The organism is Rhizobium sp. CG4, from assembly GCF_023701965.1.
Taxonomy (GTDB): Bacteria; Pseudomonadota; Alphaproteobacteria; order Rhizobiales; family Rhizobiaceae; genus Agrobacterium.
In genome coordinates, this window is record NZ_JABAEG010000004.1 from 115,165 (window position 1) to 129,937 (window position 14,773).

The 14,773-nt window shown below is 53.9% G+C and carries 16 protein-coding genes; 7 read left to right on the top strand and 9 right to left on the bottom strand.

Annotation, left to right across the window (positions count from 1 at the left end):
• Positions 1 to 3 precede the first annotated feature (3 nt).
• Complete coding sequence (locus tag HGO37_RS13880) at positions 4 to 903, bottom strand: LysR family transcriptional regulator (protein WP_250983811.1); 900 nt, start codon at positions 901 to 903, stop codon at positions 4 to 6.
• Between the two features lie 131 nt (positions 904 to 1,034).
• Between HGO37_RS13880 and HGO37_RS13885 the strand changes: the two genes are divergently transcribed.
• The 4 genes from HGO37_RS13885 to HGO37_RS13900 all read left to right on the top strand — a co-directional run bounded on the left by HGO37_RS13885 (position 1,035) and on the right by HGO37_RS13900 (position 3,879).
• A complete protein-coding gene (locus HGO37_RS13885; protein WP_250983812.1) occupies positions 1,035 to 1,514 on the top strand; it encodes a carboxymuconolactone decarboxylase family protein in 480 nt (159 codons plus the stop codon).
• A gap of 65 nt (positions 1,515 to 1,579) precedes the next feature.
• Entirely contained in the window at positions 1,580 to 2,332 is a 753-nt protein-coding gene (locus HGO37_RS13890) for an SDR family oxidoreductase (protein ID WP_250983813.1), read from the top strand.
• Between the two features lie 33 nt (positions 2,333 to 2,365).
• Complete coding sequence (locus HGO37_RS13895) at positions 2,366 to 2,788, top strand: cupin domain-containing protein (protein ID WP_250983814.1); 423 nt, start codon at positions 2,366 to 2,368, stop codon at positions 2,786 to 2,788.
• 74 nt (positions 2,789 to 2,862) lie between these two features.
• Positions 2,863 to 3,879, top strand: a complete 1,017-nt coding sequence (locus HGO37_RS13900; protein ID WP_250983815.1) for a mechanosensitive ion channel family protein — start codon at positions 2,863 to 2,865, stop codon at positions 3,877 to 3,879.
• On the opposite strand, the gene HGO37_RS13905 is transcribed toward HGO37_RS13900, so the two are convergent.
• Positions 3,862 to 4,350, bottom strand: a complete 489-nt coding sequence (locus tag HGO37_RS13905; protein WP_250983816.1) for an RrF2 family transcriptional regulator — start codon at positions 4,348 to 4,350, stop codon at positions 3,862 to 3,864. The two genes, HGO37_RS13900 and HGO37_RS13905, sit on opposite strands and share 18 nt — an antisense overlap.
• Before the next feature lie 455 nt (positions 4,351 to 4,805).
• Between HGO37_RS13905 and HGO37_RS13910 the strand changes: the two genes are divergently transcribed.
• The 3 genes from HGO37_RS13910 to HGO37_RS13920 all read left to right on the top strand — a co-directional run bounded on the left by HGO37_RS13910 (position 4,806) and on the right by HGO37_RS13920 (position 7,725).
• Entirely contained in the window at positions 4,806 to 5,921 is a 1,116-nt protein-coding gene (locus HGO37_RS13910) for a helix-turn-helix transcriptional regulator (protein ID WP_250983817.1), read from the top strand.
• A 471-nt stretch (positions 5,922 to 6,392) separates the two neighbouring features.
• A complete protein-coding gene (locus HGO37_RS13915; protein WP_250983818.1) occupies positions 6,393 to 7,148 on the top strand; it encodes a polysaccharide lyase family 20 protein in 756 nt (251 codons plus the stop codon).
• Positions 7,149 to 7,266: 118 nt separating this feature from the next.
• On the top strand, positions 7,267 to 7,725 hold the full coding sequence (locus HGO37_RS13920) for a DUF995 domain-containing protein (RefSeq protein ID WP_250983819.1): 459 nt from the start codon (positions 7,267 to 7,269) through the stop codon (positions 7,723 to 7,725).
• 183 nt (positions 7,726 to 7,908) lie between these two features.
• Here HGO37_RS13920 and HGO37_RS13925 read toward each other — a convergent pair whose 3' ends face one another.
• The 7 genes from HGO37_RS13925 to arfA all read right to left on the bottom strand — a co-directional run bounded on the left by HGO37_RS13925 (position 7,909) and on the right by arfA (position 14,761).
• Entirely contained in the window at positions 7,909 to 8,133 is a 225-nt protein-coding gene (locus HGO37_RS13925; protein WP_502941420.1) for a DUF982 domain-containing protein, read from the bottom strand.
• 37 nt (positions 8,134 to 8,170) lie between these two features.
• On the bottom strand, positions 8,171 to 8,644 hold the full coding sequence (locus HGO37_RS13930) for an Hsp20 family protein (protein WP_250984083.1): 474 nt from the start codon (positions 8,642 to 8,644) through the stop codon (positions 8,171 to 8,173).
• Between the two features lie 418 nt (positions 8,645 to 9,062).
• Positions 9,063 to 9,893 carry a carbohydrate ABC transporter permease gene (locus HGO37_RS13935; RefSeq protein WP_250983820.1) on the bottom strand — a complete coding sequence of 277 codons (831 nt, stop codon included), beginning with the start codon at positions 9,891 to 9,893 and terminating at the stop codon, positions 9,063 to 9,065.
• The gene (locus HGO37_RS13940; RefSeq protein WP_250984084.1) at positions 9,890 to 10,768 is read right to left on the bottom strand and encodes a carbohydrate ABC transporter permease; all 879 of its coding nucleotides are present in this window, start codon (positions 10,766 to 10,768) and stop codon (positions 9,890 to 9,892) included. Before HGO37_RS13940 ends, HGO37_RS13935 begins: the two co-directional genes overlap by 4 nt.
• A 63-nt stretch (positions 10,769 to 10,831) precedes the next feature.
• Positions 10,832 to 12,094 (bottom strand): extracellular solute-binding protein, encoded by a 1,263-nt coding sequence (locus HGO37_RS13945; protein WP_502941422.1) that lies wholly within the window; start codon positions 12,092 to 12,094, stop codon positions 10,832 to 10,834.
• Between the two features lie 74 nt (positions 12,095 to 12,168).
• A complete protein-coding gene (locus HGO37_RS13950) occupies positions 12,169 to 13,239 on the bottom strand; it encodes an ABC transporter ATP-binding protein (protein ID WP_250983822.1) in 1,071 nt (356 codons plus the stop codon).
• 10 nt (positions 13,240 to 13,249) lie between these two features.
• Positions 13,250 to 14,761, bottom strand: coding sequence for an arabinosylfuranosidase ArfA (gene arfA / locus HGO37_RS13955; RefSeq protein ID WP_250983823.1), 1,512 nt, complete (start codon positions 14,759 to 14,761; stop codon positions 13,250 to 13,252).
• Between the last annotated feature and the right edge of the window lie 12 nt (positions 14,762 to 14,773).

Consider the following 14,773-nt stretch of genomic DNA (forward strand, 5'->3'; position numbering starts at 1 on the left):
CCGTCACGGTCCCATCAGCGCATCGGAGCGCACCGCTTCAATGATAAAATCAAGCACTGTCCGTACACGTAGGGGAAGGTGCCTGCGCGACGCGTAGACGACATTAATCGGCAGGCGCGCCGGCGGAAAATCAGGCATTAGATTGACCAGCCTTCCGGCAGCGATATCTGGGCTGGAGAGAATATGTGAAAGCACAGCTAGTCCGCCACCAGAAAGTGTGGCGCGATGCGCCGCGGTCGCATTGTCGAAAATCATCCGCGGAGCCACTTTGACTTGCACCAAGTCAGCACCATTCAAAAATGTCCAAAGCCGTCCCTCTCCTCCGCGACTGTAACAGATGATGTTGTGCCCAAGGATTTCGTCGGGCGTCACGGGCGCAGCGTGTGCGGAAAGATATTCGGGCGTCGCAACCAGATAGGCAGTCGTCCAGCCGATCCTCCTACAGATCAAACGATTATCGGTAATTTCACCGAGCCGGACTTCTAGGTCGATCCCTTCTCCGATCAAATCGGACGCCTCTTCTCGGAAGGTCATTTCGATCGTCAAAGCCGGATATGCATCAAGGAAGGCTGGAAGTTGCTTACTGAGATAGAGGCCGAGTGGCGCCGGCAGACAGACCTTCACCTTGCCAGAAGGAAGGATTCCCTCGGGAGGCCCTGTTTCGCCAAGCGCTTCAACCGCCTCGATTGCCCTCAGCGCCATCGGCAACATCTGCTCCCCTTCGACTGTAAGCGATAGCGCATTGGTACTCCGATGTAACAAACGCATGCTGAAATGCGCTTCGAGCGCTGACACCTGACGCGAGACGGCTGGCTGCGTCAGTCCGAGGTCCAGAGCCGCGGCGGAAAAAGAACCTGTTTCCACCACCCGCACAAACGTTTTCAAAGCACAAATCACGTCCATCGCCCGTCCCCTCATACTTCTAAGCATAAGCGTTATGCGTTCAGCTTAAGCAGCTTTTGATTGCACGTCCAGTAATTACGGATATTCTATATCCATAAGGACATTATGAGTCCTTAATAACGGAGATAACTATGTCACAGCGCCTGAACTACGCCGCCCAGTCCCCGGAATTTTTCAAGAAGATCTCTGAGCTCAGCATGTCGTTGAAGGACAGTGCGATCGAGCAGCCAATCCGCAATCTCGTCAATATTCGTGCCTCGCAACTCAATGGCTGCGCTTTCTGCGTCGACATGCATATCAAAGAGGCCAAGATCAGTGGCGAGCGTGAACTGCGGTTACATCACGTCTCAATCTGGCGCGAATCCACCCTATTCGCTCCACGCGAGCGCGCAGCACTTGCCTGGACAGAAGCGCTTACAGAATTGCCAGCGGGCGGCATCCCCGATGAACTCTACGAGCGGGTTCGCGGTCAGCTTTCGGAGAAAGAAGTATCCGACCTGACCTTCTCGATCATGACGATCAATGCGTGGAACCGCATCAGCATTGCTTTCAAGTCGGTGCCAGGTTCTGCCGACAAGCTCTATGGTCTCGAGAAGTCCGGCCTGAACTGAGGGGCTGGCGAACGGCTACCCCAACAACGAACAAAACGTCAGCGCGTCTGACAAAGGAAAATATCATGAAAATCGTTATCATCGGCGGGACCGGACTGATTGGTTCGAAAACCACCGAACACCTGAGAGCGAAGGGTCACGAGGTCATCGCCGCGTCCCCTAACACCGGTATCAATACGATCACTGGCGAAGGTTTGGCAGAGGCACTGATCGGCGCCGAAGTCGTGTTGGACCTCGCCAACTCACCATCGTTTGAAGACGGGGCCGTCCTTGAGTTCTTCGAAACGTCTGGCCGCAATCTGCTCGCAGCGGAAAGAACAGCGGGTGTCAAACATCATGTTGCCCTGTCGGTTGTCGGAACCGAACGCCTCCAGGAAAGCGGCTATTTCCGCGCCAAATTGGTTCAGGAAAAGCTGATCAAAGACGCTGGTATTCCCTATACGATTGTCCATTCAACCCAGTTCATGGAGTTTCTGGCGGGCATCGCACAATCAAGCATGGTGGGTGGAAAAGTTCATCTTTCACCCGCTTTCGTCCAGCCGATCGCTTCGGACGATGTCGCCGATGCCATGGCCGACGTCGCCTTGGCCGCTCCGGTCAATGGTGTGGTCGAAATCGCTGGGCCAGAGCGTTTTCATCTTCACGAGCTTGTCGCGCGCTATCTGCAAGCGACGGCTGATGGCCGCGAAGTCGTCCCAGACCCTGAGGCGCGGTATTTCGGCGCACGGTTGGACGACGGATCGCTGGTCAGCGACGCCAACCCGCGCCTCGGTGCAATTGATTTCGACACGTGGTTCGCCACGGCACCACGCAAGTAACCACCGAGCGAATTCCTAGAAAGGATAAATCCAATGGTAAGACACGGCATCGCGGTTTTCGCCAGTGTGATCTTCTCGACCTGCACCGCTTCCGCCCACGACACCAAGACCGGGCCGGCATCGAATGTCACGGTGGTGTATGAGCACCAACTGCCCAACGTTCCCGGCAAGAGCATCAAGGGTGTGCTGGTCGAGTACGGCCCAGGCGGCTTTTCGGAGGCCCATACCCATCCGCAGTCGGCATTTATTTATGCCACCGTACTCGAGGGCTCGATCCTCAGCCAGGTTAACGATGGCCCGGTCAAGGAATACAAAGCTGGCGAAAACTTTTCGGAATTACCGGGTGACCGTCACGGGGTCAGCAAGAATGGCAGTGACTCCAAACCTGCAAAGCTGCTAGCGGTGTTTGTGGTCGATAGTGACCAAGAGGATCTAGTCTTCCCGATTAACAAATAAGTTCTCAAGGGCGAGATGTCGCTACATCTGGCCTTTTCTTCTGTTTTTTCTTCAGTTGATCGGAGCGTCACGCCATGTCCAGTCACTTTGGATTTTTCGCATTCGCGGTGGTGAATGCACTCGGCGTGATCGGCATCATCATCTGGCTCCTCCAAGGTCGGAAGAGACCTACTGCTCGGTTGATTGTCCAGATCCTTTTTTTTCTGTCGATGACCACCGTACTTGTTTGCGCCGGCGTAGTCCCATACCGGGTCACCGCAAGCGAACTCCCAGGTGCGCAAACTTATCTCGCGACATCGGCACGGGTTTTCTGGTGGGTACATTTTGCTTGGGCAGCGATCGGCATTGTCCGGCTCTACATCGTCCTCGACCGTCGGCCACAAGAAGCGCGGCTGATTCAGGATCTGATTATCGCTGGCGTGTATGTCGGGGCAACCTTATCAGTTATCGGCTTCGTTTTCGGAGCACCGATCGGCACACTCGTTGCAACGTCCGGAGTAGTGGCGATCATAGTTGGGCTTGCATTGCAAAACACGCTAAGTGACGTATTTTCCGGGATCGCGCTGACACTGGGCAAGCCGTTTTCGATCGGAGACTGGATTAATCTTGCCGATGGCACGGAAGGACGCGTGGTCCAGAACGATTGGCGCTCCACACAGATCCTAACACCTGCCCACAATATCGTCGTTTTGCCAAACAGCACACTAGCCAAAATCGGGCTTACCAATCTCACTCGCCCCGACGAAACACACCTGATTGTGTTGCCGATGAGAATTTCTGCCGGCCGCAAGCCTTCAGAAATCGAGGATGCTCTAATATCCGTTTTGCAGACATGCCTTTGCATCGTTCAGGATCCAAAGCCGGTCGTAGCGCTGAAGGGCATTGATGCCATGGCACTCGATATTGAGCTTCAGTTCCGTGTTACGAGCCCGGCCCAGCGAACACCGGCGCGCAATGAGGTCATAAATGCTGTTCACCAGCAACTAGCACGTTCAGGATTGTCATTTGCAATGCCTTCGCACAGTTTCCTCGTGTCTGCCGCGACGATATCGGGAAATACCGTCGCGCGATCTTCAGCCCGCGCGCTTTAGCACCCATTCAAACGTTCCTGCCCATATTGCCGGATCAACCTCCTTCTCCAGCGTTCTGCCGAGATCCGCAAACGTCGCCCTACGCAACGCGGCACGCCAGGCTTCGTCCGCCTCCCACATGATACGGGCGATCGCGCACGGGCCACTCTCGCAGAAGTCCTTCGGACGGCAGGGATTGTTGGCGCGAATGTTTTGGCAGACAAAGGTGCGGCCACTGCCCTCCACTGCTTCGACAACGTCGAGAAACGTCAGTTCTGCGGCAGGCTTGGCAAGCCGATATCCACCTGATGGCCCCAGCGTCGTATGGACGAGACCTGCTTGAGACAGACTTTGCAGTGCTTTAGAGAGATACTCCTTTGGCAACCCATGGAGTTCAGCAAGCGCCTTTGTTGAGAGATATCTCCCCTCTGGCAAACCCGACAGGATGGCGCAGCAGTGTAGCGCCCACTCAACTTGGCTTTTGAGGATCATGAAAGCATTCCGGTAACGCCAAAGGGCGGCAATTAAGGATATATAATATCCCTATTGTGGCAAACTGTAAATACCGTCCAACGCCATTTTAGCTTTAGCAGACGTCCGGCTCGGCGTTGATCCCGGCCCGCGTCCGAAAGGTTGAATTGATGAGTAGTCGACCCATGGGATGCTCGTTGCGAGAAAAGCAAACTTGCAACATTCCTGTCTGTCGCGCAGAGCCGCAATGGCGCTGATGTTCGTCTTGTTGGCCTAGTTTGCTGCGCGTGATCGAGGATGTTTGCATTTCGTGTGTGGCAAACCCAACATCAGCCAAATCGTTACTATTGACTTCGAAAGTTTGAAAAGGATCGTAGGTGTTATAATCTGCGTGATCTTCGCATCCAGCAGTGTGCTATAATCAACAGAAAGAGGTCGTTTTCCGGATGCCATCCTAGTCGTTTTGGGGTTTTGCTATGGGCTTGGATCAGACTGTACGTGATATATCAGAAGAAATATCATCAAGAATTTCAGCGGCAGCTATGGGGCGGGGTGAATGGTCTGACGTTTGCGCAGGTTTCACAAGAGCATTTCCGGGCTCGTTTGCTGCGCTCTTGAATCAGAATTTTGTGCGTCCCGAAGTGAGCTTTGCGAAAGTAGACGGTCTGGAAGACCAGTATCTCCAGTCTTTCGTTACCCATTACTCATACGTAAACCCTTGGCGACGGTTTTGGGAGTTTGCTTCCAACGGTGCGATCTGCGTTTCCGAGAGAGATGACCCGGCAACAAAATATAAAAAGAGCGCGTTCTACAACGAGTGGATGCGTAGCATTGGCGATTATGACGCATCCATTGGCCTACGACTCCAAGTGAATGACGATTATATTATTTATTTGCCCGTGCACTTCTCGGTCAGTTTATCAGAAGTTTACGAGAGCAGGCTCGAAGCAGTGATTGCCAATACCCGGCGCTCTCTGACAAACGCGATACAAATTGCATCATACCTCCGAGACACTTCCGACTATGCGGCCGCCAGGTCGGCTCTTGTTGGCAGAAGCAACGCGATCGCATTTGTAGTCGATCGCGCAGGGCGGCTAAAGGATGCTAATCACCGCGCAATCGATGCATTTGCTCGTGCTCGGCCGGTGCTGAACCGACAGGGGTCTGTTAGATTTCTCCAGCCTGAAATTACTACTTGGCTTGGGAAATTATTACACGAGAGCCCCCCCGATCTCACCCGTAAGAGAGTTATGAATATTTCAGAGGAACGGTGGTTAATCTCGGTAAATCAACTACCAGTCACCATGTTCTCACAACTAATCCGGGGTCAAGATCAATTTCTAGTTCAGTTGACCGATCTCGGCTCGAACGGAAGTTGCTACGATGGCGACCTGCTCGCCGAAGCATACAGAATTACACCCGCAGAAATCCGGCTATGCAGGGCGTTGTCGGCAGGACTGTTACTGAATGAGGCCGCAAGTTGCAGCGGTATCAGTTATGAGAATGCACGCCAGAAGCTCAAATCGATTTTTCGCAAAACCGGTGTATCCAATCAATCCGACCTCAAGCTGCTGCTGAATTCACTTGCCTGACAAGACCTCCCAGTTGGGAGTGTTTGAGTTCATCATCGTAGATATATGGTGGCGAAATTCGAAGGTAGCACGGGCCGTTAAGAAAGCTGAACGAATGCTTCAGAAATCTCCATGAAAGGATCTGAAGTGTCAGAGACTCTAAGCTCGCAATATGATGATTCTTTCATGCCTCAGGACGTGAGTGGAACAAGCACGCACCTCGGCCAAATGTAAAGCCATCAAGCATGCGTATTCTTTTGACGAGCAGTAATTCTAGCTCACGCAGCTCGACTGTCTGCGGCAGGTCTTTGTCCCATGTTCTAGCTAAATCCAACGCGGCGGTCGACGCTCCGTAAAGAAACCGTTGTATCTGCGGGCAACTAGGGAGCTGCTTTCTCGTACCTGGCGAGGTTCGTGGTTTGCTCCTGTCACCGCCTCGCGTCAATCTGGAGCCCCACAGAGTCATTTGTCTGAACTCTAAAGGAGAAAACAATGCTAAAATGCGCTGTGGCTATATTCGTTCTTGCCTCCGGTTTCCTGCCAAATACCTCGGTTGCGGGCGGCTTCAGTAGGTTTGAACTCCAATCAGCGGGAAACTCCTATGCCTACGCGCGGTCCGCTCCTGTCCCTGACGGGTCGAAAGCTGAGCGGTTTGAACTGCGGCCTGGTGATTGCCCGAAATCGACCGGAGACTGCGTCGCCGACAGGGAGAGGATTGAGAGGTCAGAACAGATGCCCGCCTCAAGGGTCGGCTCAGAATACTGGTATCATTTCTCGGTGTTTGTTCCATCGAATTGGCAGAAAACTGGGCCCTTGAACACCAAGCTCGGCCAGTTCCACCAGAAAGGCAAAGGCAAGCCGCCGGTACTTTTTCAGTTAACCGACCAAACCTATGAATTCGAACTGTCGAACCCGTCGCGGCGGCAAAAAAATCCCATGAAGCCGGTTCCCTCGCTACGCAACATTCCGCTGAAACAGACCTCGGCGATGAAGGGTAATTGGACGAGCGTCCTCGTTCACGCGAAATGGTCGCGGCAGCAGGACGGCTTTATACACGTATGGATAGATGGCAAACAGAAAGTGAACTTGTCGGGACCGAACGTTGACCGTAATGACCCGGTTTATTTCAAGTACGGGATCTACCGCAGTTTCGTGAGCAGATATGCTGGTCGCCCGTACCCGGCCCTAGTTGCATGGTTTCGCGACATAAATCGTGGAAAAACTCGCCAGTCTGTCGAGGCGCGCTGATTCAGCCCGCTCTCGGTCGAGACAACGGTTGGAAGATTGAGAACGGGCTCCCGATTGGGAGTGTCTCACACATCGCCTCCTCGCTAAGCTTTCTTAGGACATCACCGGAGACATCATTATGAAAATTCGGACTGCAACGATCACCCTTCTCGTGACATCGGCGTTTGCCGGAAGTGCACTGGCGGACAAACTTCCCAAAGACGCTATAAAACTTTCCGCGAGTGAGGTTCAAGCTCTCTACGCGGATAAAACCTCTGACTGGAGCCGCATCAACTCTTACTTCGCCCCCGACGGCAAATATCTGCTGGTCGGTAAAAACGGTCAGTTCCTGGGAGAAGGACGGTGGTCGGTGAAAGATAACGAAATGTGTACCGACGTCCTGATCAAAGGCGTGAAGGATGGCGGAAGCAAAAAATCTAAAGATTGCTGGGCTTGGTACAAACAAGGCGCAAAATACTGGACTTTGTGGAGTGGAGAGAAAAACAAGAAGAGCGGATATTACAGCAACGAACTGCAAAAGTTGTTGACCGGAGACAAAGTCAGCAAGAAATACGAAGAACTTTCGAGTCCCAATTGATAACGCGTCATTCGCGGCAGCGTGCGCCACTGCCGCGAACTAATCATAACGAGCTGTCGCATGCTCGACCTTGGTTCAAAATCGATTGCAGCTCGAGATCGTGTGTCTTCGCCGCAAATATATGAAGCGAGCAAATAGAGACAGTGCTCTGAAAACCTTGCGGTGGTTCGGTGAGTTCACGGCTCACCGCGCGTGGGGATCACCGTTGCGGTATCGAGTTACAATAGCCGCCGACGTTTTGGGAGCCATGAGATCCTGCTTTTCAGCAAACGTTGTAAACAGACCGCGAGCGGTGTCTGCTTCGATCTCGCCGCATAGAGCTGCTTTGCGTGCCGTTAAGGCAACGGAGTGCGTTGTATCTGTGAGTGAGGCGGGCCATTCTCCAAACCCGGATGTGTGGGGCGCCACCGCAGTGACGCCCTCGCCTACTCGCAAATAGGAAAACTCAGGCAGCCTTCGGCGCCTCGATCTGAGTTGGTGCGCCCAATGTCACGTCCTGCGACCTCTTGATTGAAATTTTACGTGGCTTTAGTGCCTCGGGGATCTCACGAACAAGCTCGATCGACAAGAGGCCATTTTTCAGGTCGGCGCCGTTCACCCTTACGTGGTCCGCGAGTTCGAACCGATGTTCAAACGGGCGAGCGGCAATTCCCCGGTGGAGGTAACCATCCGTCGGTTCATCTTGTTTTTTGCCAGAAACAGTGAGCAAGTTGGACTGGAAGGTTATGTCGAGTTCATCCTCGTCAAAGCCGACCACTGCAATGGCGATCCTGTAAGTGTCTTCACCCATCTTGCGAATGTCATAGGGCGGCCAATCGCTCGGTGAGCGGGCGCGCTGAGCGTTTTCGAGCAGACTAAATACCCGATCGAAACCGACGCTTGAACGGAAAAGTGGTGCGAAGTCGTAAGATGTTGCTATAGCCATATCCTCCTTGAAGCAACATGGATACGGGAGTGCTAAAAGCAGCGCTCCCAGCGAAACCGGCCCTTGTTTCAGCGGCTGTCGGCAATCGATTTGGTTTTGCAGATTTTCCATTTCAAGATCGGCAACAAAAAATTTGGAGACGGAGTTCGACCCGACCTCTCATTCGATCGAAGGCAATGTTTTGTTGTTCCTGACCTCTGCGGGGAAACATGACGCGCGATCGAAAAGAATTTCGATGAGTATTCAGGAATTTGGCGCTTTGCTCCGCACCAAATATAAACTATCGGAGATAGTTGAGTTAGGCCTCACAATACTGATGCCAGCTTCGCTGTTCCTCAAGATCAAAGAATAAAGGCGCCATCTTAAATGCCGGGGCAGCATTCAAGATGGGGCCTTTATCATGTCGGGATTGTCAGCCTTTGACGCCAGACGAAATCATCACCGCCTCGGTGACCTTCTTCTGGAAGATCAGATAGGCAATTGCCACCGGCATTGCGCCAAGCAGTGCCACGGACATCAGGCGGGCATAAAACACGCCGAACGCATCATTGACCTGGGTAATACCAACTGGAATTGTCATCATGTCCTCGGTCGTAACGGCCAGGAAAGGCCAGAGGAACTGGTTCCATGCCATGATGAAGGTAATGATGGCGAGGGCCGTTGTGATACCCCAGTTCAGCGGTAAGTAGACCTTGAACAGCAGAGTGTAGTCGCCGCCGCCATCCAGAACCACCGCCTCGCGCATTTCCTTGGGAACGGCATCGAAGAACTGTTTGTAAACGATGATGACTACCGGCACGACCAGCTGCGGCAGGATGATGCCAGCCCAGGTGTTGATTAGGCCAAGATCGTTCATGAGGATGAACTGTGTAACGACCAACGCCTGAGATGGCACCATGAAGCTACAGAGCACTACGCCGTAGAGAATGCGACGTCCCGGAAAACGAAGCTGCGAAATGGCATAGGCGCACATCATGCCGGAGATCAGCACCGTCACAGTGATGATGACAGCGGTGCCAATCGAATTGATGTACCAGGTGACGAGATTGGTGTCCCACAGAATGTCGATGTAGTTGGCGAGGTTGAACTCATCCGGAATAATGCCCGCCTCGTTCGACACCACTCGGTCCTCTGACCGGATGGAGGTGAGGAAAGCCCAGTAGAGCGGGAAAATCCACAGCGCTGCGGCCAGAAACGTACCGAGCGTCAGTACCCAGTTTTCAAACAATCTGACAGATTTCATCGACGTCCTCCCATGCGGACCAGCTGGTACTGCAATACCGAGAAGGTGGCGATAATCATAAACAACACCAGTGCTATGGCGGAGGCGTAACCGCCGTGGTTCAGCTGGAATGCCTCACGGTAAACCATCAGCAGCAGGACGTAAGATGAATTGAACGGACCACCACTGCTGAGCAAGTAAATCTGATCGAAGATTTTCAGCTGTAGAATAAGCTGCAATGTCAGCACCAGACCGGTAACCGGCCACAGCAATGGCCAGGTGACTTTGGTGAACAGCTGTACGCGGCTGGCACCATCCAGAGATGCGGCCTCATAGAAGTCTTTGGGAATGTTGCGCAGTCCGGCAATGAACAGTAGTACGTTAAAGCCGTTGGTCCACCAGATCGTCACGGCTGCAACCGTCGGCATCACCCAGTACGGGTTCTTGAACACCGGGACCGGCTTGCCGGTGAAGAACGAAAAGACCGGCTGCAGAACACCGAACTGGAAATCAAGCATCCACATCCAGATTTGCGTCACGACCGATACCGGCAGGATGTAGGGCATAAAGAAGATCGCCAGTGCCAAGGCCTGCAGCGATCCTTTGAGACGCGTCACCAACAGCGCGATGGTGAGTGCCAGCGCCGTGGTCGGGACGACGGTCAGCAGGATGAAATAGCCGTTGTTCTTCAGCGAAGTCAGGAACAGCTTGTCTGTGAGCAATTTCTTGAAGTTATCAAGGCCAACCCACTGGCCAGCGCCGATAAGCGGAGCATCCGTCATGCTCAAAAGCACTAGTCTTATTGTCGGATACAAAAAAACCAACGCAAAGATCAGTACGAATGGCGCCACCAGTGAGGCGGCAACCGCAACCTCTTTGCGCCGGTTAGTCAACATAGCCAAGTCGGAAACCTCCCGATGAGAAAGACGGCCGCGCGTTTAGCGCGGCCGAAGTACCGCTTATTTCAACCGGTCTTGCAGATCTTGCTTGACCTGTTCGGCCGCCTGCATTGGTTCGGCGTAACCATGAATTGCCGGAGCAATCACGTTGACCGAAGCGTCGTAGACCGGAGATGCTACACCAGCGATGATCGAACGCGGATCGTAGGATGCCGAGTTGGCGAGCGAGGAATAGGTGGCGTTTGGTTCCATCTTCTTGAAGTTCTCGCTGTCGACCACGGCCTTGAAGGCCGGGATGTGGCCAGCTCCAGCCCAGGACAGGGAGTTTTTCTCCATCCAGCCGATAACGGTCATGACGGCTTTGCGCTTTTCCGGGGACATCTTGCTGTTAGCCGGAATGGCAAAGGCGTGCGAATCCGCCCAGGTTGTCTGGGTGCCCATCAGGTTCGGTACCTGTACCGCGCCCCACTGAAATCCGAGCGAGCCCTTTTTCTCCAGGTCGATCATCGTCGGGACTTCCCAGACGCCGCCTAGCATGAAGGCGGATTTCCCAGAGGTGAACAAGGCAACCGCGGCTTTTGACTCGGCCTGCTCAGGCTGCCAGCCATTGTTGCGCCAGTTTGTCATGACCTCGATTGCCTTGGCGGCTTTTTCGAGATTGTCGCCTGCCAGAACTTCCTTGCCCGAGATCAGTTCGCCGCCCTGCTGACGCAGAAGGGTGTAGAATACGCGGTAAGTCCCAGCAGCTGTGGCTGTCGGGTAGGTAACTGGTGCTTCAGCACCCTTTTCCTTGGCGTAAGCCAGTGCTTCTTCAAAGTCCTTGAGGTTGCTGATGCCTGTCAGCTTGTTGTCGCCGTCAAGGAAACGCGAACCTTCGAGGAAGGACTTGTTATAATAAAGCGCGATCGAGTGAATGTCGAAAGGCACGGCATGAAGCTTTCCATCATCGGAGGTCGATGCCTGAACAGAGGCCGGGAAAAAGTCTTCCTTCGTAAGGCCGGCGTTCTTCAGATCTTCCGCGGTGATCTCACCGAGCACACCTTCGGACAGGCCAAGCGGCAGGCGCGAAAGGGCATAGGTCATCACATCAGGACCCTGTCCGACGGCAACAGCCGTGCGCACCTTGGTGTAGAAGGGAATACCCCACTCCAGAGTCGTGCTGGTGATCTTGATATCAGGATGTTCTTCATTGAAGCGCGCAATCAGCGCCTTCATGCGAATGCCGTCGCCGCCGGCAAGAAAGTCCCACCAGGTTACGTTTTCCTGCGCTACTGCAGGTATTGCCATCAGCGTCATGGCTGCGGCAGCAAACAATCTTTTCATGCGCATGTCAGTTCCTCCATTTTTTGACGCCAGCGATCTCCCGTCGATGGCGGTTAACCCAAACTCAAGTTCAATCAGCGAAGCCTGTGACCGCTTTCCGAGAAGACCAGCACGTCACCGGCGTCAGCGCCGAGATGAAGGGAACGGCTGTCAACGCGCGCTTCGCGTCCGCGGGTTTCCACAACCAATGCACGGCCATCGGCCAGACGGGCATGCAGGTAAGAAACGCCGCCGAGGTCTTCTTCCATGTCGACTGTGGCGACGAATCCGTCATTCATGGGACGCAGATGTTCGGGGCGTATGCCGACTTTCACAGCCGTTCCATCGCCAACATCGCCGGAAACCTTGGCCAACAATTCGCTTTGAATGCCGTCCAGACTGATCCTCAATGTTTCTCCCTGACGGCCGAGCACACGTCCAGGCAGGAAATTCATGGCCGGCGAGCCGATGAAGCCGCCAACGAACTGGTTGTCGGGATTGTCGTAGAGTTCCAGTGGTCGTCCGGTCTGCTGTACCACACCGTTTTTCAGGACGAAGATGTGATCGGCGAGTGTCATTGCCTCGACCTGATCGTGAGTCACGTAGATCATCGTCGCGCCAATCTGCTTGTGAAGCTTGGCAAGCTCCAGCCGCATCTGCACGCGCAGTTCTGCGTCGAGGTTCGATAGCGGCTCGTCAAACAGGAAAACCTTTGGCTGCCGAACGATGGCTCGGCCGATTGCGACACGCTGGCGCTGGCCGCCGGACAATTCGGAGGGGCGCTTTTTCAGATGGGCGTCGAGGTGCAGAATGCGCGCAGCCTCATGCACCATCTCGTCGATCTTGGCCTTTGGGGTTTTCTTGAGCTTGAGCGAGAAGGCCATGTTCTCATAAACCGTCAGATGCGGATAGAGCGCATAAGACTGGAAAACCATCGCCACTTCGCGTTTGGCGGGCTCAACTTGAGTGACGTCGCGTCCTTCGATCGAGATCGTGCCGGAGGTGGTGTCCTCCAGCCCGGCGATCATGCGCAGCAGGGTCGACTTGCCGCAACCGGAAGGGCCGACGAATACCGCAAACGATCCCGTCGGAATTTCCATGCTGACATTGTTGATGATGTCGACTGCGCCAAAACGCTTGCTGACATTGTGAAGCGTAATGCCCATCGCCGTCTCCTTAATCGATCTTCACACGCAAGACGTGGTATGACAGTGGGGCGATGGAGCCCTTGAGGTTACCGTCTTCGACACCCACGCCGGAGCCGCCTTTGGGAATGATATGGTCCGGGCGATCCGGTCCATTGGTGTCGTTGAGGTCGTATCCTTCCATCGCGTGGTGCTCCAGCAGCACGGCGCCGGTGAAGCCGGTCATGCTGAAATCAACCTCGGCATTTTCAGTCAAATGGCGATTGACTACGAAGAATGTCAGAATGCTTTCATCGCGATTGCGCACGGCCGCAACGTCGAGATAGGGAACATCATTGGCAACGTGGCAATCATAAGTCGGCACATCAACTGCGACATTCAGTGCCTCACCGCGACCGTAGATCGAGGCAAAACGGTAGGGATGATAAATGGTCTGGCGCCAGGCCGGACCATTACGTTCTGCGCGGATTGGCGCGATAACATTAACGAGCTGCGCAATGCACGCGATGCGCACACGGTCCGAACGACGGATGAACTCGTTCAGGAGACCGGCGACGAACAGCGCGTCTTCAAAATTGTAGGTTTCTTCAAGCAGTTCAGGAGCTTCCGGCCAATCCCAGCTCTTCCAGCGGCGACGATCGTCTTCGCGGATGTGATACCAGACGTTCCACTCGTCGAAGCAGATATGCACGTCGTTCTTGGCTCGCTTCTTCGCTTTCACATAATCTATGGTGCCGGCAATTGTCTGAATGTAGCGGCCGGTTTCAACGACCTTGCCGAAATAGTTCAGCGTGTCCTTGCTTGAGTTTCCGAAATATTTGTGGAGCGAAATGTAGTCGACATTCTCATAGCACTCTTCGAGAACTTCGCGCTCCCATTCAGGATAGGTCGCCATTTCATCGTTGGAACTGCCACAGACGATTGTTTCAATGGTGCTGTCGAAGCCTTTGAACGCTTTAGCCGTCTCATTGGCTAAGCGGCCATATTCGGTGGCGACCTTGTGGCCAATCTGCCAAGGGCCGTCCATCTCATTTCCGAGGCACCACATCTTGACGCCATAACCATCATTGTCGACGTGCGAACGGCGCAGATCACTCCAGGCAGTTCCGCCGGGAAAATTCACATACTCCAGGAAGTTACGGGCGTCTTCGAGGCCACGCGAACCGAGGTTGACGGCCAGCATCATTTCGATGTCGGCTTGTTTTGCCCAGTCGGCAAATTCATTAATGCCGATCTGATTGCTCTCTTTCGAACGCCAAGCGAGATCAAGGCGAACCGGACGGTTTTCACGCGGGCCAATACTATCTTCCCAGCGATAGGCCGAGACAAAATTGCCACCCGGATAACGGATCGCAGGGATCTTAAGGTCCTTAACAAATTTCAGTACGTCTTTGCGAAACCCCTGCGCATCGGCCTCAGGGTGACCCGGTTCGTAAATGCCGCTGTAGATCGCCCGACCCATGTGTTCGATGAAAGCGGAATATAGCCTTTCGTCGATGTCGCTAATCTTAAAATCGCGGTGAACGGCAATACGGGCCTTCATGAATGTCTCCTC

What these genes read in the sequence shown, in the direction of transcription:
- HGO37_RS13880 (WP_250983811.1), bottom strand. Translation starts at nt 903, where the DNA reads ATGGACGTGATTTGTGCTTTGAAAACGTTTGTGCGGGTGGTGGAAACA.
- HGO37_RS13885 (WP_250983812.1), top strand. Translation starts at nt 1,035, where the DNA reads ATGTCACAGCGCCTGAACTACGCCGCCCAGTCCCCGGAATTTTTCAAG.
- HGO37_RS13890 (WP_250983813.1), top strand. Translation starts at nt 1,580, where the DNA reads ATGAAAATCGTTATCATCGGCGGGACCGGACTGATTGGTTCGAAAACC.
- HGO37_RS13895 (WP_250983814.1), top strand. Translation starts at nt 2,366, where the DNA reads ATGGTAAGACACGGCATCGCGGTTTTCGCCAGTGTGATCTTCTCGACC.
- HGO37_RS13900 (WP_250983815.1), top strand. Translation starts at nt 2,863, where the DNA reads ATGTCCAGTCACTTTGGATTTTTCGCATTCGCGGTGGTGAATGCACTC.
- HGO37_RS13905 (WP_250983816.1), bottom strand. Translation starts at nt 4,350, where the DNA reads ATGATCCTCAAAAGCCAAGTTGAGTGGGCGCTACACTGCTGCGCCATC.
- HGO37_RS13910 (WP_250983817.1), top strand. Translation starts at nt 4,806, where the DNA reads ATGGGCTTGGATCAGACTGTACGTGATATATCAGAAGAAATATCATCA.
- HGO37_RS13915 (WP_250983818.1), top strand. Translation starts at nt 6,393, where the DNA reads ATGCTAAAATGCGCTGTGGCTATATTCGTTCTTGCCTCCGGTTTCCTG.
- HGO37_RS13920 (WP_250983819.1), top strand. Translation starts at nt 7,267, where the DNA reads ATGAAAATTCGGACTGCAACGATCACCCTTCTCGTGACATCGGCGTTT.
- HGO37_RS13935 (WP_250983820.1), bottom strand. Translation starts at nt 9,893, where the DNA reads ATGAAATCTGTCAGATTGTTTGAAAACTGGGTACTGACGCTCGGTACG.
- HGO37_RS13940 (WP_250984084.1), bottom strand. Translation starts at nt 10,768, where the DNA reads ATGTTGACTAACCGGCGCAAAGAGGTTGCGGTTGCCGCCTCACTGGTG.
- HGO37_RS13945 (WP_502941422.1), bottom strand. Translation starts at nt 12,094, where the DNA reads ATGAAAAGATTGTTTGCTGCCGCAGCCATGACGCTGATGGCAATACCT.
- HGO37_RS13950 (WP_250983822.1), bottom strand. Translation starts at nt 13,239, where the DNA reads ATGGGCATTACGCTTCACAATGTCAGCAAGCGTTTTGGCGCAGTCGAC.
- arfA (WP_250983823.1), bottom strand. Translation starts at nt 14,761, where the DNA reads ATGAAGGCCCGTATTGCCGTTCACCGCGATTTTAAGATTAGCGACATC.